General features: G+C 38.1%; 19 protein-coding genes, 1 tRNA gene and 1 pseudogene. 18 read left to right on the top strand and 3 right to left on the bottom strand.

Annotated elements, in window-relative coordinates; all coding sequences use genetic code 11:
• Positions 1–26: 26 nt before the first annotated feature.
• On the bottom strand, positions 27–1553 hold the full coding sequence (locus AAFQ93_RS08400) for an ATP-binding cassette domain-containing protein (protein ID WP_375555781.1): 1527 nt from the start codon (positions 1551–1553) through the stop codon (positions 27–29).
• A gap of 274 nt (positions 1554–1827) precedes the next feature.
• The gene (locus AAFQ93_RS08395) at positions 1828–2157 is read right to left on the bottom strand and encodes a helicase BlpT (protein WP_375555175.1); all 330 of its coding nucleotides are present in this window, start codon (positions 2155–2157) and stop codon (positions 1828–1830) included.
• A 169-nt stretch (positions 2158–2326) separates the two neighbouring features.
• Between AAFQ93_RS08395 and AAFQ93_RS08390 the strand changes: the two genes are divergently transcribed.
• From AAFQ93_RS08390 to AAFQ93_RS08330, 13 genes are all read left to right on the top strand, one after another.
• The gene (locus tag AAFQ93_RS08390; protein WP_375555174.1) at positions 2327–2869 is read left to right on the top strand and encodes a DUF177 domain-containing protein; all 543 of its coding nucleotides are present in this window, start codon (positions 2327–2329) and stop codon (positions 2867–2869) included.
• Complete coding sequence (gene nth, locus AAFQ93_RS08385) at positions 2869–3498, top strand: endonuclease III (protein WP_375555173.1); 630 nt, start codon at positions 2869–2871, stop codon at positions 3496–3498. Before AAFQ93_RS08390 ends, nth begins: the two co-directional genes overlap by 1 nt.
• Positions 3499–3706: 208 nt before the next feature.
• Positions 3707–4228 (top strand): bifunctional pyr operon transcriptional regulator/uracil phosphoribosyltransferase PyrR, encoded by a 522-nt coding sequence (gene pyrR, locus AAFQ93_RS08380; protein ID WP_000850020.1) that lies wholly within the window; start codon positions 3707–3709, stop codon positions 4226–4228.
• Between the two features lie 19 nt (positions 4229–4247).
• Positions 4248–5171: an aspartate carbamoyltransferase catalytic subunit gene (locus tag AAFQ93_RS08375; RefSeq protein ID WP_045763807.1), complete on the top strand. Its 924-nt coding sequence runs from the start codon at positions 4248–4250 to the stop codon at positions 5169–5171.
• Positions 5172–5220: 49 nt separating this feature from the next.
• Positions 5221–6300, top strand: a complete 1080-nt coding sequence (locus AAFQ93_RS08370) for a carbamoyl phosphate synthase small subunit (RefSeq protein WP_375555172.1) — start codon at positions 5221–5223, stop codon at positions 6298–6300.
• A gap of 472 nt (positions 6301–6772) precedes the next feature.
• Complete coding sequence (carB, locus tag AAFQ93_RS08365) at positions 6773–9949, top strand: carbamoyl-phosphate synthase large subunit (RefSeq protein ID WP_375555171.1); 3177 nt, start codon at positions 6773–6775, stop codon at positions 9947–9949.
• Between the two features lie 448 nt (positions 9950–10397).
• Positions 10398–11732, top strand: a complete 1335-nt coding sequence (locus AAFQ93_RS08360; protein ID WP_004260041.1) for an Nramp family divalent metal transporter — start codon at positions 10398–10400, stop codon at positions 11730–11732.
• Between the two features lie 467 nt (positions 11733–12199).
• Positions 12200–12532 carry a LytTR family DNA-binding domain-containing protein gene (locus tag AAFQ93_RS08355; protein WP_223139927.1) on the top strand — a complete coding sequence of 111 codons (333 nt, stop codon included), beginning with the start codon at positions 12200–12202 and terminating at the stop codon, positions 12530–12532.
• A gap of 10 nt (positions 12533–12542) precedes the next feature.
• Positions 12543–13283 (top strand): response regulator transcription factor, encoded by a 741-nt coding sequence (locus AAFQ93_RS08350; protein WP_223139926.1) that lies wholly within the window; start codon positions 12543–12545, stop codon positions 13281–13283.
• Between the two features lie 10 nt (positions 13284–13293).
• The gene (locus tag AAFQ93_RS08345) at positions 13294–14619 is read left to right on the top strand and encodes a GHKL domain-containing protein (protein ID WP_375555170.1); all 1326 of its coding nucleotides are present in this window, start codon (positions 13294–13296) and stop codon (positions 14617–14619) included.
• 707 nt (positions 14620–15326) lie between these two features.
• On the top strand, positions 15327–15623 hold the full coding sequence (locus AAFQ93_RS08340; RefSeq protein WP_049509274.1) for a bacteriocin immunity protein: 297 nt from the start codon (positions 15327–15329) through the stop codon (positions 15621–15623).
• Positions 15624–15813: 190 nt separating this feature from the next.
• A complete protein-coding gene (locus tag AAFQ93_RS08335; protein WP_375555169.1) occupies positions 15814–16041 on the top strand; it encodes a Blp family class II bacteriocin in 228 nt (75 codons plus the stop codon).
• Positions 16042–17355: 1314 nt separating this feature from the next.
• Complete coding sequence (locus tag AAFQ93_RS08330) at positions 17356–17673, top strand: hypothetical protein (protein ID WP_375555168.1); 318 nt, start codon at positions 17356–17358, stop codon at positions 17671–17673.
• Positions 17674–17934: 261 nt separating this feature from the next.
• Here the strand turns inward: AAFQ93_RS08330 and AAFQ93_RS08325 are convergent.
• Positions 17935–18022: transfer RNA gene (locus tag AAFQ93_RS08325), tRNA-Ser, on the bottom strand.
• A 161-nt stretch (positions 18023–18183) separates the two neighbouring features.
• Here AAFQ93_RS08325 and AAFQ93_RS08320 point away from each other — a divergent pair.
• The 5 genes and pseudogenes from AAFQ93_RS08320 to AAFQ93_RS08300 all read left to right on the top strand — a co-directional run bounded on the left by AAFQ93_RS08320 (position 18184) and on the right by AAFQ93_RS08300 (position 25302).
• Entirely contained in the window at positions 18184–18924 is a 741-nt protein-coding gene (locus tag AAFQ93_RS08320) for a DeoR/GlpR family DNA-binding transcription regulator (protein WP_375555167.1), read from the top strand.
• Positions 18921–19832 (top strand): 1-phosphofructokinase, encoded by a 912-nt coding sequence (gene pfkB / locus AAFQ93_RS08315; RefSeq protein ID WP_301559723.1) that lies wholly within the window; start codon positions 18921–18923, stop codon positions 19830–19832. The genes AAFQ93_RS08320 and pfkB overlap by 4 nt, the downstream gene beginning before the upstream one ends.
• A pseudogene (locus tag AAFQ93_RS08310) lies at positions 19829–21783 on the top strand (fructose-specific PTS transporter subunit EIIC). The gene pfkB and the pseudogene AAFQ93_RS08310 overlap by 4 nt, the downstream one beginning before the upstream one ends.
• A 268-nt stretch (positions 21784–22051) precedes the next feature.
• Positions 22052–22840, top strand: a complete 789-nt coding sequence (locus AAFQ93_RS08305; protein WP_375555166.1) for a HEAT repeat domain-containing protein — start codon at positions 22052–22054, stop codon at positions 22838–22840.
• A 131-nt stretch (positions 22841–22971) separates the two neighbouring features.
• Positions 22972–25302, top strand: a complete 2331-nt coding sequence (locus AAFQ93_RS08300; protein ID WP_375555165.1) for a DNA translocase FtsK — start codon at positions 22972–22974, stop codon at positions 25300–25302.
• Positions 25303–25359 lie beyond the last annotated feature (57 nt).

Genomic DNA, 25359 nt, shown 5'->3' with positions numbered 1-25359 from the left:
CTCTGGATGTTTGCTATTTTCTACATTTATAAATCTTGCAAATCAACGGCTTCCAAACCATTTTTTGTCAAACGATAGATATTCGTACAGACTTCTTTTAAGAAACGTCGATCATGTGAAACAGTAACCAGACCACCAGGATAATTGGCAAAGAGTTTTCTGATTTCAGGTTGTGAAGTTGGAGAAAAGTTTCGTGTGGGTTCATCCAGAAGGAGAAAGTTTGGTTTTCGCAGCACTAAATTCAAAAGAAGGAGTTTGCCTTGTTGACCGCCGGATAAGGAGCGGATTTGGTGGTGCATTTCTGGATAACTGAAATTGAGACTGGCTAGGAAGGATTGGATTTTCTGTAGTTCCTCTTTATGTCCAGTTTGGCTGAGAAATTCTACTGGGGATAGATCCAATTGCAGTGTTTCTTGGTAATTTTGTGGCATAAATCCAAGTGAAATCTCACTTTTGCTACTTAGTAGTTGTTGCAACTTGGCTAACAGAGTCGATTTGCCAATTCCATTGGGACCGATGATGCCGATTTTATCTTGCCCCCAAACAGTTAGTTGGAGTTTTTGAGACAAAATTCGTTGGCCAATGGATAAAGTCCCCTTTTCCAGTCGAAGTAAGACTTTAGAAGCTGCTAATGGCTCTATATCTGAAAAGAAAAGTTGGATTTCTTCCTCTTCAAGTGGCTTTTGGGTCATGGACTGAGCTGCTTTTTCGTAGCGTTTTTCTTGAGAAAGAACATTTTTCATCTTTTTAGCCAGTAGTCGTCCGGCAGTACTGTCTTTGGTAGCTCGAAGTGCAGTTTCTACCTTTTGCTTGACTCGGCGATGCTTTTCCATGGTTTTATCATAGGACCGTTGGTCGTTGGCAGCTTGCTGGCTTTGTCTGGCAAAGTTAGCCTTTCTCTGTTCACTATAGCGATCATAGTCTAAGTGCTCGACTAGGGTTTCAGCTTCCTTTCGATGCTTGACCAGTCGCAAGTGGATAATGGTGTCTGCAGTTTGAGAGAGGAAGTCTTCATCATGAGAAATGAAAATAACGGTCTGCCTGATCTTCTGAATCTGAATTTTTAGCCAATCAACTGTCTCAAGATCTAGGTCATTTGAAGGTTCATCTAAAAATAGAATCTCAAAGGGTTTGGATAATTCATGGATGAGCTGAATTTTCAAAGCTTCGCCACCCGAGAGGCTACCAATCTCTTGGTCACTAGCAAAACGACTGCTATCAAAGTGCAATTCCTCAGCTAAACGGTAGAGAATGCTGAAGTCCAAATCAGCAGACTCTAAAAAGAAGTAGTCCTGTAGAGATTTTTTCTTCAATTCTTCAGGGAGATGTTGGGGAATGTAGGCCAAGGACTGAAGCTCAGATTGAATGTCGCCCCTGATAGTGAAATCCTCTAATCTTTCTCCCATTAAAGTTTTAAGTAAGGTTGATTTTCCATTTCCTTCTTCGCCGATAATAGCGACCTTTTCTCCGTCTTGGATAGTAATATTTAAATCGGAAATAAGGTCTCGTAGGTCTTTATTTTGTGTTATGGTTAGCTGGTTGATTTTTATCATCATGTTTCCCTTTCTAAATTTGGATAATACATAACAAAAGCTCTACTTTACCTAGTAGAGCCAATCGTTTATGTCAAAAAATCCTCTTTTAAAAGGGCTGCAAAAAGCAGCAGAAAAAGAGTACACAAAAAGAGACAAGAACAAGATCTACTAAATAAAGGTTCTTTATTTGATAGACTTAGTTGTTCATGTCTCCCTTACCTCCAAAAATTACTATGTTTATTTTATACCTTTTGGGACACTTTGTCAAAAGAAATGAGAAATTCAAATCTTTCTAGAAACCAAAAACAGGTCCATAGAGAGTCAGTACGTGTTTGACTTGATCGTAGTGGAATTTGTCATAGTTTCGCCAAGCGGTGCGAGTTTGGTCATTCAGTTTAAGGGTGCCAAGTCCAATCAAGAGACTGGTATGTTGGTAAAATTTCTCAAGATCAACTAAGATAGAGTTATCTAGTTTCTCTGTCTTTTTAAGTTGTTTGAGTAGCTCGTCAATATTTTGTTGCAAGCGTATATCATCAGGCAATCCTTGTTTGCAAGTTTGGTAAGCTTTATTTAACTCGGAAATGAGTTGATGTGCTTTTAAGATTAGTTCTTTGTCTTCCATATGAGCGTCCTCCTTTGCTCATGTATTGATGTCTATAGTATAGCACTAAAAGCAAAAAATGTCATAGTAAATATATTAAAAAATAGTGAAAAATATTTAAAATGTTTAGATACCTTGTTTGAACTTTTTTCATGGTATAATCAAGTGAGTAAATCTTTATGGAGGAAGTATGAAATTAAATATTCAAGAAATCCGTAAGCAGCCTGAAGGCTTGCACTTTGAGCAGACTTTAGACTTAGCAGCTGACTTGCGTGCCCGTAATCAAGAAATTATAGATGTAAAAGATATTGTTGCTATAGGGAAAGTTCAGTACGAAGACCTTATGTTTTTCCTAGATTATCAGTTGTCTTATACAATCGTCTTAGCCTCTAGCCGTAGCATGGAACCTGTAGAATTGAATGAATCATATCCAGTGACGGAAGTCTTTATGGAAGGTGCTACCAATCAACTGGACCAAGAAGTTCTAGATGATGACTTGGTTTTACCGATTGAAAATGGGGAAATCGACCTGGCTGAAAGTGTCTCAGATAATATCTTGCTCAATATTCCAATCAAAGTCCTAACAGCTGAAGAAGAAGCAGGTCAGGGATTTGTTTCTGGAAATGACTGGCAAATCATGACAGAGGAAGAATATCAAGCTCAACAGGCAGTCAAGAAAGAAGAAAATAGTCCTTTTGCAGGTTTGCAAGGACTGTTTGACGGAGACGAATAATGGTTTTATCCAAGAAACGTGCCCGTCATGTCATTGAGGAAATCATTGCTCTTTTTCCAGATGCGAAACCAAGTTTAGATTTTCGCAATCATTTTGAACTTTTGGTTGCTGTTATGCTGTCAGCTCAGACGACAGATGCGGCAGTCAACAAGGCTACTCCTGGCCTTTTTGCAGCTTTTCCAACCCCACAAGCTATGGCAGAAGCAAGTGAGAGTGAAATTGCAACATATATTTCTCGCCTAGGCCTTTATCGCAATAAAGCTAAGTTCCTTAAGAAGTGTGCTCAGCAACTACTGGATGATTTTGACGGTCAAGTCCCTCAGACTAGGGAAGAATTAGAGAGTTTGGCAGGAGTTGGTCGAAAAACAGCTAACGTAGTTTTGAGCGTAGGATTCGGTATTCCAGCTTTTGCAGTAGATACTCACGTAGAGCGAATCTGTAAACACCACGATATTGTAAAAAAATCAGCTACACCCCTTGAGGTCGAAAAACGTGTCATGGATGTCTTGCCACCAGAAGAATGGCTAGCAGCTCATCAGGCTATGATTTACTTTGGTCGTGCTATTTGTCATCCGAAAAATCCAGAATGTGATCACTATCCACAGTTATACGATTTTAGTTCGTTATAAAATTGATTTCTTGTGTTTTTTCTTGCATCGATTACTACTTTGTGATATAGTAGTAGCAATCAAATATTCCTTTAAACCTGTCCCGTGAGGCAGGCAAGGAGCTCGATTAAGTAGAAGGGTAAGTCTATACTGTTTGCAGTATGGCTAGCTTAGTTATACATTCTCAAGTCTCCTTGAAAAAGGAGACTTTTCTTTTTGGAGGTTTGTCATGAAGACAAAAGAAGTTGTAGACGAATTGACCGTCAAGCGAGCGATTACTCGGATTACCTACGAGATTATCGAGCGAAATAAAGATTTAAACAAGATTGTATTGGCTGGGATAAAAACACGAGGTGTCTTCATTGCTCACCGTATCCAAGAGCGTTTGGAACAATTAGAAAATATCTCTGTCCCCGTTGTAGAATTAGACACCAAACCATTCCGTGACGATGTCAAAAGCGGTGAAGATACTTCATTGATTTCTGTCGATGTGACAGATCGAGAAGTCATTTTGGTGGATGACGTACTTTATACAGGTCGTACAATCCGTGCTGCTATCGATAACATTGTCGGACATGGTCGCCCAGCGCGCGTGAGTCTTGCGGTACTGGTTGACCGTGGACATAGAGAATTGCCAATTCGTCCAGACTATGTAGGGAAAAATATCCCAACCAGTCGTTCAGAAGAAATCATCGTAGAGATGACTGAACTAGATGGACAAGATCGTGTTCTTATTACCGAAGAAGCTTAGATAGCCAAAGGAGTTAGCCATGTCAGAAAATCAACAAGCCATTCAACATGTAGTCTCAATGGAAGACCTTACTGTAGAACAAGTCATGAAATTGATTAAACGAGGAATTGAGTTTAAAAATGGAGCAAAAGCGTCTTACGAGGACCAACACATTGTCTCTAATCTCTTCTTTGAGAGTTCGACTCGTACCCACAAATCTTTTGAAGTAGCAGAGATTAAACTGGGACTTCACCTACTGGACTTCGATGTGAAGACAAGTTCAGTCAACAAAGGTGAAACACTCTACGATACAATTTTAACCTTGTCAGCCTTGGGAGTAGATGCCTGTGTCATCCGACACCCAGAGGTGGATTACTACAGAGAGTTGATCGATAGTCCGACGATTACGACTTCGATTATCAATGGTGGGGATGGTTCGGGTCAACACCCAAGCCAAAGCTTGCTTGATTTAATGACCATTTATGAAGAATTTGGACACTTCGAAGGACTCAAGGTAGCCATTGCTGGTGACCTTGACCATTCGCGTGTGGCTAAATCCAATATGCAAATCTTAAAACGCTTAGGAGCAGAACTCTACTTTGCTGGCCCTGAGGAATGGAGAAGTCAAGAGTTTGCAGACTATGGACAGTTTGTAAGCATTGATGAAATCATTGACCAAGTTGATGTGATGATGTTTCTCCGTGTTCAGCATGAGCGTCATGAAAGTGGAACAGTCTTTTCAAAAGAGGGTTATCATGCACAGCATGGTTTGACTCAAGAACGTTATGATCGCTTGAAAGATAAAGCTATTCTGATGCATCCTGCTCCTGTAAATCGCGATGTTGAAATTGCTGATCACTTGGTCGAAGCACCAAAATCACGTATTGTTCAACAAATGACCAATGGTGTCTTTGTCAGAATGGCAATTTTAGAATCTGTATTGACTTACAGAAACGCAAAATAAGACACAAAACGTTAAAAGATGCCTGAGAGCATCCACGAGAGGTGAATTTATGACTAAACGACTTCTAGTTTTAGAAGATGGAACAATTTTTGAAGGAAAAGCCTTTGGGGCTGATATTGATGTAACTGGTGAAATCGTCTTTAATACTGGGATGACCGGTTATCAAGAATCCATTACGGATCAGTCTTATAATGGGCAAATTCTAACTTTTACCTATCCCTTGGTTGGAAATTATGGAATTAACCGTGATGACTACGAGTCTATCAGTCCAACCTGTAAAGGTGTAGTGGTATTTGAAGAAGCTCGTAGAGCCAGTAACTGGCGTAACCAGATGACGCTGGATGAATTTTTGAAATCTAAGAAAATCCCTGGTATTTCAGGTATTGATACACGTGCTTTGACAAAAATCATTCGCAAACATGGGACTATGAGAGCGACTCTGACACATGTTGGAGATAGTATCGATCACATCACAGATCAGCTTCAAGCAACTGTTTTACCAATAGATAATATCAAACAGGTTTCTACAAAAACTGCTTACCCAGCTCCAGGAGTAGGTTTAAGTGTGGTACTTGTAGACTTTGGTCTCAAGCATTCAATCTTAAGAGAGTTGTCTAAGAGAGATTGTAATGTAACGGTCGTTCCTTATACTACAACAGCAGAGGAAATCCTTCACTTAAATCCAGACGGAGTTATGTTGTCAAATGGACCGGGAAATCCAGAAGATGTACCAGAAGCACTCGATATGATTCGTGGTATTCTCGGGAAAATTCCAATCTTTGGTATTTGTATGGGGCACCAGCTCTTTGCGATGGCAAATGGTGCCAAAACCTATAAGATGAAATTTGGTCACCGTGGATTTAACCACGCTGTACGCGAAATTGCAACAGGGCGCGTGGACTTTACTAGTCAAAACCATGGATATGCAGTGAGTCGTGAAGATTTTCCAGAGCATTTGATGATTACTCATGAAGAAATCAATGACAAGTCAGTTGAAGGTGTACGTCACAGATACCAACCAGGTTTCTCTGTGCAATTCCACCCAGATGCTGCACCAGGTCCGCACGATGCAAGTTATCTATTTGACGAGTTCATCGAGATGATGGAAGCCTTCAAACAAACAAACTAAAGACGAGTGTGAAATCGTCGGAGAATTTATTTAATGGCAACCCGAGAGTTGCCGAATAGAAAGGCAGGTCGTTTCTTTTAGTCGCTATTAGGCGAACTAAAAACTCCCTGCACTAGATTTTTTATCGAAAGATATCGTTTCTCTAAAAAATCGTCGGAGAATTTATTTAATGTCGCTCTGTGAGGCGACGAATAGAAAGGCAGGTCGTTTCTTTTAGTCGCTATTAGGCGAACTAAAAACTCCCTGCACTAGATTTTTTACCGAAAAGTATCGTTTCGCTAAAAAATCGTCGGAGAATTTATTTAATGGCAACCCGAGAGTTGCCGAATAGAAAGGAGAAGGGTGAGCCGTATTTGCTGAACTGAATACGGGCTACGGACGATGCTAAAAAGATAGTTATTCTTAGAACTGACAGTTCTAAGAATAACTCCTATTTTAGCTTTGTCCGCTTGACGCCCTTAATATCTTATAAATGCCTAAACGTACTGATATTCAAAAAATTATGGTGATTGGTTCTGGTCCGATTATTATTGGTCAGGCTGCTGAGTTTGACTATGCTGGGACTCAGGCTTGCTTGTCTTTGAAAGAGGAAGGGTATGAGGTTGTTTTAGTAAACTCAAACCCTGCAACTATCATGACTGATAAGGAAATTGCAGACAAGGTTTATATCGAACCGATTACACTTGAGTTTGTGACTCGTATTCTCCGTAAAGAACGTCCAGATGCCTTGCTTCCAACACTTGGTGGGCAAACAGGGCTTAACATGGCCATGGAATTGTCTAAAAATGGCATTCTTGATGAATTGGGAGTAGAACTTCTCGGGACTAAATTGTCTGCCATCGACCAAGCTGAAGACCGCGATCTCTTTAAACAATTGATGGAAGAATTGAACCAACCGATTCCAGAATCTGAAATTGTTAACACAGTGGAAGAAGCCGTTGCCTTTGCAGCGACAATTGGCTACCCAGTGATCGTCCGTCCAGCCTTTACCCTAGGTGGTACTGGTGGTGGTATGTGTGCCAACGAGGAAGAATTGCGTGACATTGCTGAAAATGGTTTGAAGTTGTCACCTGTTACCCAATGTTTGATTGAACGTTCCATTGCAGGTTTCAAGGAAATCGAGTACGAAGTGATGCGTGACTCAGCTGACAATGCTCTTGTTGTATGTAACATGGAAAACTTTGACCCAGTCGGGATTCATACAGGGGATTCCATCGTATTTGCCCCAGCGCAAACTATGTCAGATTATGAAAACCAAATGCTTCGTGATGCAAGTTTGAGCATTATACGCGCTCTCAAGATTGAAGGTGGATGTAACGTTCAGCTAGCCCTTGATCCACACAGCTTCAAGTATTATGTCATCGAAGTAAATCCTCGTGTATCTCGTTCGTCAGCCCTTGCTTCTAAGGCGACAGGTTACCCAATTGCTAAATTGGCTGCTAAGATTGCAGTCGGTTTGACCTTGGATGAGGTCATCAACCCAGTTACAGGTTCAACTTATGCCATGTTTGAACCAGCCCTTGACTACGTTGTTGCCAAGATTCCACGCTTCCCATTTGACAAGTTTGAAAAGGGTGAGCGCCGTCTTGGTACTCAGATGAAGGCGACTGGAGAAGTTATGGCCATCGGTCGTAACATCGAAGAGTCACTTCTTAAAGCTTGTCGTTCACTTGAAATTGGTGTCCACCACAATGAAATGCCTGAACTTGCAGATGTTTCAGATGATGCCTTGATTGAAAAGGTTGTAAAGGCACAGGATGACCGTCTCTTCTACGTATCAGAAGCCATTCGCCGTGGTTACACACCGGAAGAAATTGCTGAGCTGACAAAAATCGATATCTTTTATCTGGATAAACTATTGCATATCTTTGAAATTGAGCAAGAATTAGGCTCACATCCAAAAGATCTTGAAGTTTTGAAAACTGCAAAATTGAATGGTTTTTCAGACCGTAAGATTGCTGAACTCTGGAATACTACAGCTGATCAAGTTCGCCAACTACGTTTGGAAAACAAAATTGTCCCAGTTTACAAGATGGTTGATACTTGTGCGGCAGAATTTGAATCAGAAACTCCTTACTTCTATTCAACCTATGGTTGGGAAAATGAATCGATCAAGTCTGAAAAGGAATCTGTACTGGTCCTAGGTTCAGGTCCGATCCGTATCGGTCAAGGGGTTGAGTTTGACTACGCAACCGTTCACTCTGTTAAGGCGATTCAGGCTGCTGGCTACGAAGCTATCATCATGAACTCAAACCCAGAGACAGTTTCAACAGACTTCTCTGTATCGGATAAACTTTACTTTGAACCATTGACATTCGAAGATGTTATGAATGTTATTGACTTGGAGCAACCAAAAGGCGTTATCGTTCAGTTTGGTGGTCAAACAGCTATTAACCTTGCAGAGCCATTGGCTAAGGCAGGTGTGATTATCCTTGGTACGCAGGTTGCTGACCTAGACCGTGCCGAAGACCGTGACCTTTTTGAGCAAGCCCTCAAAGACTTGGATATTCCACAGCCTCCTGGACAGACTGCAACAAACGAAGAAGAAGCAGTGCTTGCAGCTCGCAAGATTGGTTTCCCAGTCCTCGTTCGTCCTTCTTATGTCTTGGGTGGACGTGCCATGGAAATTGTAGAAAACGAAGAAGACCTTCGTTCTTACATGCGTACAGCCGTTAAAGCAAGTCCAGACCATCCAGTTCTTGTCGACTCTTATATCGTTGGACAAGAATGTGAAGTTGATGCTATCTCAGATGGACAAAATGTCCTTATTCCTGGTATCATGGAGCATATCGAACGTGCTGGTGTCCACTCAGGTGACTCCATGGCTGTTTATCCTCCACAAACCTTGTCTCAAAAGGTTCAAGAAACCATCGCAGACTACACTAAACGTCTTGCAATTGGCCTCAACTGTCTTGGTATGATGAACATTCAGTTTGTCATCAAGGATGAGAAAGTCTACGTTATTGAGGTCAATCCACGTGCCAGCCGTACTGTTCCATTCCTATCAAAAGTAACCAATATCCCGATGGCTCAGGTTGCAACTAAGTTGATTCTTGGTCAAAGTCTTGAAGAACTTGGTTACCAAGATGGACTTTACCCAGAAAGCAGTCGTGTTCATATCAAGGCGCCTGTCTTCTCCTTCACTAAGCTCGCAAAAGTAGACAGCTTGCTCGGTCCTGAAATGAAGTCAACAGGAGAAGTTATGGGTTCTGATACGACACTAGAAAAAGCGCTCTACAAGGCTTTTGAAGCTTCTTATCTTCACTTGCCAACCTTTGGGAATGTTGTCTTTACTATCGCTGACGATGCCAAGGAAGAAGCTTTGGATTTGGCTCGTCGTTTCCAAAATATTGGCTACGGAATCCTTGCGACTCAAGGAACAGCAGCTTTCTTTGCAAGTCATGGCTTGAAGGCTCAACTCGTTGGTAAGATCGGTGATGATGAACACGATATCCCAAGCTATGTTCGTAAAGGGAAAATACAAGCCATTATCAACACAGTTGGTACTAAGCGAACTGCTGATGAAGATGGTGAACAAATCCGCCGTTCAGCTATCGAACATGGTGTACCACTCTTTACAGCCCTAGATACAGCAGATGCTATGCTTAAGGTACTTGAAAGCCGTAGCTTCGTTACAGAAGCAATTTAGTTTCTTGGTAAATGATCTAATACTCTTCGAAAATCAAATTCAAACTGCGTCAACGTCGCCTTGCCGTACTCAAGTACAGCCTGCGGCTAGTTTCCTAGTTTGCTCTTTGATTTTCATTGAGTATAAGTAGCTTTTTCTCCAGCGTCAAAAGACGCTGGTTTTTACTCTTTCATAGAGAAATCGAGTTAGAAAAAATAGTTACAGTTCATCATTAAATGTCAAAGTTTATTAATAGATTTATCATTAACGTTAAGTGAGTAGACTTATTCTGACTTTCCCTAAAATTTTGTTGAATTTTATGATATAATAGGGGAAAATTGAGAAAATGAGCAAGTATTTTCATAAGTCCTTTCAAAAAGTATCTTAACTTTTGGATAAAAATTTGTAATCTCGGCTTCTCAATATTAGAATAGTAGGAAAAGACAAGATTAGAAAGAGGTAAGTATCTATGTCTTCTCATAAAAAAGTGTCACTCTCTGAGATTAATCAATCTATCGATACTCCAAATAATAATCATTTCTGGCAAAATTTAAAGGCCTTCTTGGGTCCAGGTGCCCTTGTGGCAGTTGGTTATATGGATCCAGGGAACTGGATTACAAGTGTTGTCGGTGGGGCTTCCTATAAGTATAGTCTCTTGTTTGTTATCCTGATTTCATCGCTTATTGCCATGCAACTTCAGCAGATGGCAGGAAAGCTTGGAATTGTAACTCAGATGGACCTGGCTCAAGCAACGGCACACCATTCACCAAAATGGCTTCGTTATAGTCTATGGGTGATTTTGGAGTTGGCCTTGATGGCGACGGATTTGGCAGAAGTTCTAGGTTCAGCCATTGCCCTCAATCTTCTCTTTAAAATTCCGATTATGATAGCCATCCTCTTGACGGTTTTAGATGTCTTTCTCTTATTGCTACTGATGAAGTTTGGCTTTAAGAAGATAGAAGCAATCGTGACCACGCTAATTTTAACGATCTTAGCAATCTTTACTTACCTAGTAGCTTTGTCACATCCAAGCTTCCAAGGAATCGTTGAAGGTTATCTGCCAAATGCAACCTTATTTGAGAGTCCTCTGCCTGGGCATGAAAGTCAATTAACCTTGGCGTTAGGTATCGTGGGTGCGACAGTGATGCCCCACAACCTCTATTTACATTCTTCCTTGTCTCAAACTCGGAAAATCAATCACAAGGACAAGAATGATGTTCGAAAAGCCGTGCGCTTTATGACCTGGGATTCTAATCTCCAATTATCCTTGGCCTTTGTGGTTAACTCCCTTCTTTTGATCTTAGGAGCGGCCCTCTTTTTCGGACATGCATCTGAGATTTCTGCCTTTTCTCAAATGTATAACGCCCTGCAGGATTCAACCATTGCGGGAGCTATAGCTAGCTCAACCTTATCAACCTTGTTTGCCTTGGCCCTATTAGCCAGTGGTCAGAATTCGACTATCACAGGTACCTTGACAGGCCAAATCGTTATGGAAGGTTTCTTACATATGAGATTGCCACAGTGGTTCATTCGTTTGGCGACTCGTCTCTTTGCCTTACTGCCTGTCATGATAGTAGCAGTTCTGTTTGGTCATCAAGAAAAAACCTTGGATCAGTTATTGGTTTATTCACAGGTCTTTCTTTCAATCGCTCTTCCATTTTCAATCTTCCCCTTGATTTATCTTACTTCAAAAAAATCACTGATGGGAGAATTTACCAATGCCAAATGGAATACCATCCTTGGTTATATCGTTTCCATTATCTTGACCATCCTCAATGTGAAATTGCTGTTTGATATTTTTTAAGATCTTTTAACATGAAGTAGAAAAAAATCACCCGAGAGTTAAATTCACTGGATTCCAAAAAGTTAGACAAAGAATATACAAAAGGGATTTCGTCCTGTGTAATGTACAGGGTGAAGTCCCTTTTTAGATGTTAAAAATTGTGATTTTATGATAATATAGGTATAGGATTTATATTTGTAAGTAATTTTATATCTTAGGAAATTTATTATTTTCCTCACTGTTTTTACAAAATAATAAAGCAAATTTATTGAAATAAAATATAAACTAAAATTTGAATTGGTTTCGTAGTATTCCTCTCTTAAAGTATGGGAGTATTTTACAGGAATATTAAAGTTATTTATTTTCTCATGAAATATGCAAACAGTCTACATTTTTACCAATCAAGACATTATAAAAACCATTGAAGATTTACAACAATTTAGTTTCCATAGTTTTGATAAGATAAGAGTAATAGAAGGAGGCTGAATATGAAAGAATATATTTTACATCAAGGAAGAGCTGTAGTGAAAGTTCCACTTTCTAAAATTTATTATGTCACAACGCACCCAACAAAAGCTCATGCTGTTCTTTTTGTAACAGCCGAAGGGAATTTTGAAGCTTCAACCTCACTATCTAAAATTGAAGCAGAAAGTACAGAAGAACTTATTAGATGCCATAGAAAGTTTCTTGTGAATAAAGATAAAATAGCAGGATTTAATCATGAGACAAGAACGATTATGTTTCTGGATGATAGAGTATCAGACATCGCTTGTTCTAGAAGACACTTTACAATATTAAAAAATCAGTGGAAAAATATATAGGAGTGAAGTAGTGAATATTTTTATACTAGAAGATAATTTTTTACAACAGACTAGAATTGAAAATATTGTCAAAAAAATTTTGGTGGATAATAAGGTTGAGTATAGGCATTTTGAGGTTTATGGAAAACCTCAACAGCTTTTAGAGGACATTTCAGAGAGAGGAAATCATCAATTATTTTTACTTGATATTGAAATAAAAGATGATGACAAAAGAGGATTAGACGTTGCTAGAGAAATTAGAAAACTTGATTCTCAAGCAGTGATTGCTTTTGTAACATCACATTCTGAGTTTATGCCTGTATCTTTTGAATATTTAGTATCAGCTATTGATTTCATTGATAAAGAATTACCTGAACCATTATTTATCAAACGAATTGAAAATGTTATTTCAAGTGTTAGAGATAATCAAAGAAGAACAGTATCTGAGGACTCTTTTATATTTACAGGATCCAAAGCTCAAATTCAAGTCCCTTTTAAAGATTTATTGTATATTGAAACATCAACAATTGCTCATAAGTTGACTCTCTATTCCAAACGAGACATAGTTGAATTTTATGGACAATTGTCAGATATTCTTAAACAGGAACCACGTTTATTTCAATGTCATAGATCATTTATCGTAAATCCTTATAATATATCTTTAATTGATAAAGAAAATCGATTAGTTCATTTTCAGAACGGGTCCTCTTGTATTGTCTCTAGATTAAAAATTCGTCCACTTATGAAAGCTATCGAAAGACTTCATGACTAAGGAGATTTAGATGATATTTTTTCTAAATATTATAGGTGTTTTTCTATTGTTATGTATCCATACTAAGGTTGTAGGTGAGAAATTAAATCTAAAAAAAGTAGTAATGTCCATTATTCTGTTCCATCTTTTATCATTCCTATTTATTGTTTTATTTAAATCAACTGGATTTTACTTTCTTGGGTCATTATTGCTTTATCCCACCTTTTTTATCCTATATACTTTGTCTATTAGTAAATTAAGAAGTAAGGTTTCTTTATTACTTTTTTACTCATTATTTCCACTTGGATTTTGGGATGTCATCAGAAATTTTTTAGGTTACTTTATAATTTTTAAGATTCCAATATTGTATAGACTATATGAAACTAATCTAGGAACAATGATTTTCTCTTTATTAGCTGAAATTATTGTGTTTTTTCTTATTAGTCTCTTTCGATATAATTTTAGTCATTTAAAAATAAAGAACTTGGATAGAAAGACAAAATTTATTTTAATTACTGCGGATATTTTAATGCTAGCCTATTTTATCTTACCATCTTATATAAACTACAGTGATAAAGTAAGTTGGGATAGAATGTTGGATTATAAAGAATTATTGACAGCAGTTTACTTTTTATTGTTTATTTGTTTTGTTAATCTCTTGGATAGAAGATTACTTCAAGAACTACAGGAGAAAGTCGTTCTACAAAAAGAAATTCAATTGCAAAATCTTAGTAATTATAGTCAACAAGTTGAGGGGCTGTATCAAGAAATTAGAAGCTTTAGACATGATTATGCTAATATTTTATCGAGCTTAAAAATAGGTATAGATCAAAAAGATATTAATCTGGTTTCTCAAGTCTATGATAGTGTTTTGAAAAATTCTGGTGAAAAATTAAAAGGTAAGCGTTTTGATGTAGCACATCTAAGAAATATCAATGATTTGGCGCTAAAGAGTTTACTATTATCTAAGTTATCGGAGGCCCAAAACTTATCCGTTCCAGTTTCCCTGGAGATTGGTGAACAGTTCTCTATAAAAAATATGGAACAAATTGACTTCTTAACAATTACTTCTATCTTGTTAGATAATGCTATTGAGTCCGCAGCAGAAGGAGGAATAGCAGTTTGTTTCCTTGAGGATACAGAATGGAATAAATTAGTCATGATTGTAAAAAATTCTACTTTAGAAAGAGAGATAGAATTGAGAGATATATTCAAGCGTGACAATTCTTCAAAAGGCGTAGGTCGGGGTCTAGGATTGGCCAATGTTCGGAAAATTTTAAAATCTTATCCAAATGTATGTTTGAAAACTACAAGTAAAAATTATGTCTTTACACAGATTCTGGAAATAGAACTTTAAAAGAGCGACCACTCTTAGGATATTCTATTGAATATTTTAAGGAGTGCCTCAAGCTTACTTGATTTGCGCTGTAGGGTGCTATCGTAGGTAGCTATTTAGCTTCTGAATTGAGACCACCAAAATAGTTTAAAAAAGAAGAGGTTTTACTATGTCAAATGAAACTATGATTCAACTTATACTCATTGCAATTTGTTGTGTATACATTATTTTTAATACTAAGTCTGATAAAAATCCAAAGAGAGGATATCGTACAGCTTTGTACCTTTTCGTTATGGCTGGTATTATATCCTATATTATGAAATATCTAAATTGGTTAGATTTTTTCTTACTAATAACTCCGATAATGTGTCTATTTAAATTTGAAAATAAGTGGAGTTAGCAACATTTGACTCTTCATTAGGCTATCAGCTTTTTTGATATTAATGTATTTTAAAAAGTTTTGAGCATGTTACATAGAGGCTGGGCAAAACCCTACTTCTAACTATCAAAAAACGAGTATTCCGTAGATGGAGATACTCGTTTTCTTATGTCATGGTTTATAATTAAAATAAAATGAATGGTTACAAATCATGAAAAAATACGTTTCGTGATGAAAATCGTACATTTAAAGACTTAGTGGTAAAAATCTCTTTTGTTCTGCTATACTGAACTTGTCAAGGTTACAATCTGACAAAAAATATCTATTATATAGGAGTTATTATTCCATAATGAAAAAACAAGAGATATTAAATCATATTGATAACTTATTATTGTCTGATGAAGTTTCTCATGATGTTCAATTAAAAAAAATATTTTTGAATGGAGAAACCTCAATAAAAAATGATGAATTTGGAGCTATAGGTAGATTAAGTAATGACTTGTCTATTTATTTGATGACTCATCAATATCTGGCGCCGAAAAATGTGATAGAATTTGCTAGCTTAATTGCAAAGATACCTCATCAAGAGAGAGGTAAAGGAGCTTTCTTAAATATGCTCGCTATAACATTTTCTAATTTAAAGTAAGTTGGAGAATTTATCTATCATGTCAACTTGAAGATAGCTTTTTAATATCGAGGATATTAAAAAGCTATCTCATAATGTAAAACTTACATTTAAAGATTTTGAGGAAATTAATCTTTTGCTATACTTATATTAAATTCATCAAGGTTATAATCTGACAAAAATAATAAAAATTAATATGGAGGTATTCCTCATGGAAACAAAGACACCGATTCAATTTGATGTTTTGGATACCGAAATGCTGGCTAGCATTGAGGGAGGAACAGTTAGTGTAGGGGAAGTTGCTCAGGCGACAGGAATTTGCACATTAGCAGGAGCAATGATTGGTAGTTTGGTTGTATCAGGAGCTGGAACTTGGGCTGGAGGTATTTTAGGAGCACAATATTGCACAGGTATATGGGCTATCGCTAAATCTTTATAGAAAAGGGGTTAGTTAATGGAAAGTGGGAAATTTAGGCTAATTTTAGCTCTTTTTACGTCTTTTTTATAATACGTGCGCTTGAAATAGTTCTAAATGTTACAATAAGCGAAGTTTTAGTTCTTTCTGTAGGTAGTGTGTTTTTTGAGTTGCTGATTCACTTATTTACGCATAATAAGAAGAGAGGAAACACTAGTTCTGAACTATGCTTTAATCGATACAAGCAATTTATTAAAAAGATTTCAGCACCTACTTTTTTTCTGTTACTATTATCAATTATCTTTGTTGTTATAAATGGCTATAAGTCGTCTTCTGTATTATTTTATACTCATATATTTGTAGTATTATTCACAGTAGGATACATTATTTGCTCAAATAATATCGAATTACATATTTCAAAAAAGGAATGAGGTTACGTATGAATAAATTAAATATGCACTTTATAATAATAAATTCTTTTGAGACATAGTAGTAAAGTGATTGAGCTATAGATATGATGAGGATGGAAATATGGAGATTGTAATAATGAATATAGTTAATCATCTCTTGCTAAAGATTGAATGGATAGTAAGTAATATCTTTATAAAAATGAGTATACTTTGGATGCTTATTTGGTTTTTATACTATTTAAAGAGTGATTTAGCAATGTATTTCTTGTTTTTTGGAAACGGCTTTTTATTATTGCTAATAATTTTTCGATTTTCACTGTATCAAATTAAACTAGTAATGCAGAATGATATTAAGTAATTGTGTCTAGATCATATTTTGGGGAATCATATTATAATCATTCTGGACGTTTTCAAGATCTTTTGGGATTTGTATAATAGAACTTGGTGAAGCTATTATAGGCTTTTGAATAGGAACTGAATTTTTTCTACGAAATAGAAAGTTGAGGTACAAATGAAGCATCGTTTGATAATTGCAATTAGTTTTATAATGACGGTTTTAGTCCTAAATATTTTATTAGAATCAAATACTATTATTCATAAATTTATTGCTATATTAGGTCTGACTATGTATTATAGAGGTGTTTTTAGAGAGTATAAAAATTTTAAAAATAATTCAGATTTTTAAATTTTATATTAAGTCATGTAATTTGTGTGTTATTCATGATATTGTAGGAGACATTCCATATAGGATTGTAATTATCATTTGAATGTTTTCAGATAATATTATTTGTAGGAATGATTATCTATATACGAAATCGAATTGGAACTCTCGGAATTTCAAAATGAATATAGAATCTGTAGTAAAATGTGTTGTATCAGAAATGGCTGTGATAATAGCAGTATGTTATAGTAATGAAGGAGTATCGAAATGAATCAACAATTTAGAAATCAATGTTTAGATGCAATTGTAGAATTTGAAACTAGCTTTAAAGAAATGAACTTACCTCAACAACAATATTTCCAAGCTTATAGTCTAGTTAGTAAAATAGTATCCGAAATGAAATTAGATGGTGTTGCATTTGCTCAAGCTTTTAGATATTTTTATGAATTTTTTAGTCGTGAGTTATTTCCAGGTGGTATTGTTTTATCTGAACAAGCTCGTAAAGATTTTAGTAGAGTATCAGATTTGGCGAATTCTGCGGAGTTACTAAGAACAATCCATAGTCCTATTAAAATATTTTGGTAAATAGAGAATGTATTATAATGACATGAATTGCAACTTGATTTTAAATTAGCTATTTACTAAACGTTTAAAAGTTAGATGATGATCATAAAAAACGCATAATATCAAGTGTTTACAAACATTGATACTATGCGTTTTTTAATGCAGAGATTTGCTGGATTATTTCCTTGTGGTGAGTTTTAGTCAAGCAAATTTAGCAATTCTCATCTTAGACGAAAATCCATTATAAAAAAGCTGCATGAAGATGCAGCTACACTATAGCAACGGAAGACATGGGATTCGAACCCACGCACGCTTTCACACGCCTACCGCGTTTCCAACACGGCCTCTTAAGCCTCTTGAGTAATCTTCCAATACTTACTAAAATAGTTTATCATAAAGGGAATTATCTTGCAAATAAAATTCAAACAATTGGCAAAATGATAGAAAATGAAAGAAAGTGACAAAAAGTGCTTGACTTTGATTTTTTTTGTGGTAGAATGATTATTGTAATCGTTAACAGGAGGTGAGTAAGTGCTAAAAACCGAGAGAAAAAAATTGATTTTAGAGGAGCTGAGCAAACATAAAGTCATTTCTCTAGAGAAATTAGTAGGTTTGTTAGACACGTCAGAATCAACGGTTAGACGAGATTTAGATGAATTGGAATCGGAAAATAAACTTCGCCGAGTTCATGGAGGAGCAGAGTTGCCTCGCTCCTTGCAAGAAGAAGAAACCATTCAAGAGAAATCTGTCAAAAACCTTCAAGAGAAAAAATTGATTGCGCAAAAAGCAGCTTCCCTCATCAAAGAAAAAGATGTTATCTTTGTGGATGCAGGAAGTACAACAGCCTTTCTCATTAAGGAATTGGAGCGAAAAGACATTACTGTTGTGACTAACTCCATTCACCATGCAGTACAATTAGTGGATAAGCAAATTCCAACTGTGATTATCGGTGGTGGGGTTAAGATGACGACTGATGCCAGCATCGGTGGTGTCGCGCTTAACCAGATTAACCAACTACACTTTGACCGTGCCTTTATCGGAATGAACGGTGTGGATGATGGTTATTATACAACTCCAGATATGGAGGAGGGAGCTGTTAAGCGAGCTATCTTAGAAAATGCCAAACAAACCTATATTTTGGCGGATTCATCCAAGATAGGTCAGTCTTGTTTCGCTAAGGTTGCGCCTATAAAAAGAGCTATTGTCATTACAAGCAAGGGTCACGAACTCTTGCCAGCTATTAAAGAAAAAACGGAGGTTATCGAAGTATGATTTATACAGTCACGCTAAATCCATCTATTGACTACATTGTTCGTCTGGATAAAGTGGAAGTTGGTAGTGTTAATCGTATGGATAGTGATGATAAGTTTGCTGGTGGTAAGGGAATCAATGTTAGCCGTGTCTTGAAACGATTGGATATTCCAAATACAGCGACTGGATTTATCGGAGGTTTTACTGGTAAATTTATCACAGATACTTTAGCTGAAGAACAAATTGAAACCCGATTTGTTCAAGTAGCAGAAGATACGCGTATCAACGTCAAGATTAAAGCGGATCAAGAAACTGAAATCAACGGAACTGGTCCTACAGTTGAGCCTGAGCAATTGGAAGAGCTAAAAGCTATTCTTTCAAGTCTAACAGCAGAAGATACAGTGGTATTTGCTGGTTCAAGTGCTAAAAACTTAGGCAATGTCATCTATAAGGATTTGATTGCCTTGACCCGTCAGACGGGTGCTCAAGTGGTCTGTGACTTTGAAGGTCAGACCTTGATTGATAGTTTGGATTATCAACCACTTTTGGTCAAACCAAACAATCATGAACTTGGAGCTATCTTTGGAGTGAAACTCGAAAGCTTAGATGAGATTGAAAAATACGCTCGAGAGTTGCTGGCTAAAGGTGCTCAAAACGTTATCATCTCTATGGCTGGTGACGGTGCCCTTCTGGTAACATCAGAGGGAGCCTACTTTGCTAAACCGATCAAGGGAACAGTGAAAAACTCAGTTGGTGCTGGTGACTCTATGGTTGCTGGATTTACTGGTGAGTTTGTCAAATCAAAAGACGCAGTAGAAGCCTTCAAATGGGGAGTGGCTTGTGGAACAGCAACTACCTTCTCTGATGACTTGGCAACTGCAGCATTTATTAAAGAAACTTATGAAAAAGTTGAGGTAGAAAAAAGATGAAAATTCAGGATTTATTGAGAAAAGATGTCATGTTGCTTGATTTACAAGCAACTGAAAAAACAGCAGCTATCGAAGAAATGATTCATAGCTTGGTAGAACACGGATACGTGACAGATTTTGAAACTTTTAAAGAAGGAATCTTGGCGCGTGAAGCTTTGACTTCTACAGGTTTGGGTGATGGTATCGCTATGCCACACAGCAAAAATGCTGCTGTTAAAGAAGCAACAGTTCTCTTCGCTAAGTCAAACAAGGGTGTTGACTATGAAAGTTTAGATGGACAACCAACTGACCTCTTCTTTATGATTGCTGCTCCAGAAGGTGCCAATGATACTCACTTGGCTGCCTTGGCAGAATTGTCTCAATACTTGATGAAAGACGGTTTTGCTGACAAACTTCGTCAAGTAACATCAGCTGATCAAGTTATTGAACTCTTTGATCAAGCATCAGAAAAAGCTGAGGAACCAGCTCAGGCTCCTGCAAATGATTCTGATGACTTTATCGTAGCAGTTACAGCTTGTACAACAGGAATTGCCCACACTTATATGGCTCAAGAAGCTCTTCAAAAAGTGGCTGCTGAAATGGGTGTTGGTATCAAGGTTGAAACTAATGGTGCCAGCGGTGTAGGTAACCAATTGACAGCAGAAGATATCCGTAAGGCTAAAGCTGTCATTATCGCTGCAGATAAAGCAGTTGAAATGGATCGTTTCGATGGCAAACCATTGGTAAATCGTCCAGTAGCAGATGGTATTCGTAAGACAGAAGAGTTGATCAACTTGGCTCTTTCTGGAAATGCTGAAGTTTATCATGCTGCTAACGGAGCAAAAGCTTCAACAGCGTCTAACGAAAAACAAAGTATCGGTGGTGCTTTCTACAAACACTTGATGAGTGGTGTATCTCAAATGTTGCCATTCGTTATCGGTGGTGGTATCATGATTGCCCTAGCCTTCTTGATTGATGGTGCAATGGGTGTGCCAAATGATAGCCTTGGAAATCTTGGTTCTTACCATGAACTCGCTTCTATGTTCATGAAAATCGGTGGCGCAGCCTTTGGTTTGATGCTTCCAGTATTTGCAGGATATGTTGCCTACTCAATCGCTGAAAAACCAGGTTTGGTAGCAGGTTTCGTAGCTGGAGCTATTGCCAAAGAAGGTTTTGCCTTTGGTAAAATCCCTTATGCTCAAGGTGGTGAAGCAACTTCAGCCCTTGCAGGTGTATCATCAGGTTTCCTAGGAGCTCTTGTTGGTGGATTTATCGCAGGTGCCTTGGTACTCTTAGTTAAAAAATACGTGAAAGTTCCTCGTTCGCTTGAAGGTGCTAAATCATCCTTCTCTTGCCACTTCTTGGAACAGTCTTGACAGGATTTGTCATGCTTGCTGTTAACATCCCAATGGCAGCAATCAACACTGCTATGAACGACTTCCTTGGCGGTCTTGGAGGCGGTTCAGCTGTCCTTCTTGGTATCGTTCTTGGAGGTATGATGGCTGTCGATATGGGTGGACCTGTCAATAAAGCAGCTTATGTCTTTGGTACTGGTACTCTTGCAGCAACAGTGTCAACAGGTGGTTCAGTAGCCATGGCAGCAGTTATGGCTGGAGGAATGGTTCCACCACTTGCGATCTTCGTCGCAACTCTTCTCTTTAAAGATAAATTCACAAAAGAAGAACGCAACTCAGGTTTGACTAACATCGTTATGGGCTTGTCATTCATCACTGAAGGAGCGATTCCATTTGGTGCGGCTGACCCAGCTCGTGCTATCCCAAGCTTTATCCTTGGTTCAGCAGTGGCAGGTGGACTTGTTGGTCTTGCAGGTATCAAACTGATGGCACCTCACGGAGGAATCTTCGTTATCGCCCTTACAACAAATGCCCTTCTTTACCTTGTCTTTGTCTTGATTGGAGCACTTGTTAGTGGTGTAGTTTATGGTTACCTTCGTAAACCTTTAGAAAAATAATTACAAATACATTCAAATGACTGAACACGAAAGTGGGCAGTCATTTTTTGATAATGGAGTTAGAGAGACCGGTCTCTAAAGTGATATAATAGAGGTAAATCGTAGAGAATTTAATACTCAATGAAAATCAAAGAGCAAACTAGGAAGCTAGCCGCAAGCTTTACTTGAGTATGGTAAGGCGACGCTGACGTGGTTTGAATTTGATTTACGAAGAGTATAAATGACAGAATACTAAAGTTCTACAAACACCTTTGAGGAGATAAGTGTCATGAATGATTCTAGAAAAGAAGAAATCGACAAACTAGAGAAATCTAAGATTTATTGCCAAAATCTTACAAAAGAAGAGTTGCAAGAGACCTATGCCAGCTTGGTGGAGGAGAATTTTCCTGATTCTAAACGAATTCATTTTATAGCTGATTTAGGTAGGAGCCCAGAAATTGCCTTTCATTTTGAGCTCATTTGCAACGATTGGGAGGAAGGAACTGACCTGAATTTTGAAGCGAGTTTTGACCAGCATGGGCAGGCGGGAATCGATTATCTTTTAGAAACTCTCAATCAAGAGGAAGTGGAGAGTCAACGCGTTTTGATTGTATATCTTCTAGCGAAAATCCTCTCCAAAGCAAGACATAGAGATTTTTATGCGTTTTCTTGCAAGCAAGTACTTCCTGTTCTAATCTCTCTTTTACCTAGTTCAGAAGCTTCGAATCGTAGAAAGCTAATCATTGCCCTAGGTTGGATTGGTTCAATAGGTGAGATAGAAATCTTAGGACAACATCTCTTGACTGACCAAGATGCTCTTTGTCGTGCCTGGTCTGCCAGTAGTCTAATGCAATTATCTTTTCATCAAGTAAAAAAAGAAATCTTAATGGAAAAAACGAAGGATTTGTTTTGTGAAGCAATTACAGAAGAAAAGGACTTACAGGCTTGCGCTCTGATTGTAGAAGCAGGCCAGGTATTGTTTGGGAAAAAATGGATTCCTACATCTGCTGTAGAGAAGTTGGAAATCGAAAAGATTGAGAAGGCAAGAAAATCAGCAATTAGATTTTTAAAGAAATAGTGAGACAAGGTTGTTGAAAAATCATATAGAAAAGAAAGTGCAGAAATATCAACGAAAAATGATTGTATCTAGTAGATTCAGTCATTTTTTTGATTTCTCTAGATGTTTCTGAAATATGGTATAATAGAAGCATGGCAAACAAGAATACAAATAAAACAAGACGGAGACCGTCAAAAGCTGAATTAGAAAGAAAGCAAGCTATCCAACGGATGTTAATTTCCTTAGTCATAGCTTTTTGCTTAATGTTCGCTGCTCTGAGATTAGGAGCAGTTGGACTCACGCTCTATAACCTTATTCGATTACTAGTAGGAAGTCTAGCCTATCTGGTCATCTTTGTCGTTCTAGTCTATCTTTTTTTCTTCAAATGGATTCGGAAGCAAGAAGGTCTAATCTCAGGTTTTCTTTGCATTTTTTCAGGCTTATTGTTGATTTTTGAAGTTTATCTTGTATGGAAATATGGCATCGAGCAGGCTGTCTTTAAGGGGACTTTAGCCCAAGTTTTGACAGATTTGACAGGCTTTCGTGTGACTAGCTTTGCTGGAGGAGGGCTTCTAGGTGTTGCCCTTTATATTCCAGTCGCCTTTCTCTTTTCAAATATTGGTACTTACTTTATCGGAGCCATCTTAATCTTGATCGGTGCTCTTCTAGTCAGTCCTTGGTCTGTCTATGACGTTGCTGATTTTCTTGGAGCACGTTTTGCACTTTGGATGGAGCGACGTGAGCAGAAAAAACAAGAACGTTTCATCAAACGAGAAGAAGAAAAAGCTCGTAAGGAAGCAGAGGAACAGGAAAGACTAGAAAAAGAACAAGCAGAACAAGCCTTGTTGGATATACCTCCTGTTGATATGGAAACTGGCGAGATTTTAGAAGCGCCCCCTGTTCATTTTGATGATTTACCACCTCTTCCTGAGGAAGAATGGGTAGAACCTGAAATTATTCTCCCTCAAACAGACTATGAAGTTCCTAGCGAAGTTGACATTCCAGAAGAGGATGAGTTCTTAGAGGATGAGGATGTTGAGGTAGATTTTTCTGCTAAAAAAGCTTTGGAATACAAACTTCCAAGCTTGCAACTCTTTGCACCCGAAAAGCCAAAAGACCAGTCCAAGGAAAAGAAAATCGTTCGCGAGAATATCAAGATTTTGGAAGAAACTTTTGCAAGTTTCGGTATTAAGGTAACGGTTGAACGTGCTGAAATTGGTCCATCAGTTACCAAGTACGAAGTCAAGCCAGCCGTTGGTGTGCGGGTCAATCGTATTTCCAATCTAGCAGATGACTTGGCTCTGGCCTTGGCTGCGAAAGATGTCCGTATCGAAGCTCCAATTCCTGGGAAATCCTTAGTCGGGATTGAAGTGCCTAACTCTGAAATTGCGACCGTATCTTTCCGAGAACTCTGGGAACAATCGCAAACTAAACCTGAAAATCTGCTAGAAATTCCCCTTGGGAAAGCTGTCAATGGTACAGCTCGCAGTTTCGACCTTGCTAAAATGCCTCACTTGCTAGTAGCTGGTTCGACAGGTTCTGGTAAATCTGTTGCAGTCAATGGTATCATTGCAAGTATTCTCATGAAGGCGCGTCCAGACCAAGTCAAGTTTATGATGGTGGATCCGAAGATGGTTGAGCTGTCAGTCTATAATGATATTCCTCACCTCTTGATTCCAGTTGTGACGAATCCTCGTAAGGCCAGCAAGGCCCTTCAAAAAGTCGTGGATGAGATGGAAAATCGCTATGAACTCTTTGCCAAAATTGGCGTTCGTAATATTGCTGGTTTCAATGCTAAGGTAGAGGAATTCAACACTCAATCTGAGTATAAACAAGTACCTCTTCCTTTGATTGTCGTGATTGTCGATGAGTTAGCTGACCTCATGATGGTAGCCAGCAAGGAAGTAGAAGATGCTATTATCCGTCTTGGACAGAAGGCGCGTGCAGCTGGTATTCACATGATCCTTGCGACGCAGCGTCCGTCGGTTGATGTTATTTCTGGTTTGATTAAGGCCAATGTACCATCTCGTGTAGCCTTTGCTGTATCTTCAGGAACGGATTCTCGAACTATTTTGGATGAAAATGGTGCTGAGAAACTCCTGGGTCGAGGGGACATGCTCTTTAAACCAATCGATGAAAACCACCCTGTTCGTCTGCAAGGCTCCTTTATCTCGGATGATGATGTTGAGCGTATTGTTAGCTTTATCAAGGCTCAAGCAGATGCTGACTATGATGAAAGCTTTGATCCTGGAGAGGTTTCTGAGACAGAAGGTGAGTCTGTCTCAGGAGATGAAGGTGGAGATCCGCTATTTGAAGAAGCTAAGGCTCTGGTCATTGAAACTCAAAAAGCGAGCGCATCCATGATTCAACGTAGATTATCAGTTGGTTTTAACCGAGCAACGCGCTTGATGGAAGAATTAGAGATGGCTGGAGTTATCGGACCTGCAGAAGGAACGAAGCCTCGAAAGGTTTTACAACAATAAAAAACGAAAAAATAGTATAAAAATGCATGGAAACTTTTTTAAAAAGTTAGTCAAAAT

Origin of the sequence: Streptococcus nidrosiense, assembly GCF_042140045.1 — a bacterium.
In the GTDB taxonomy this organism is placed as follows: domain Bacteria; phylum Bacillota; class Bacilli; order Lactobacillales; family Streptococcaceae; genus Streptococcus; species Streptococcus nidrosiense.
This window is presented reverse-complemented; position numbering and strand designations above follow the sequence as displayed.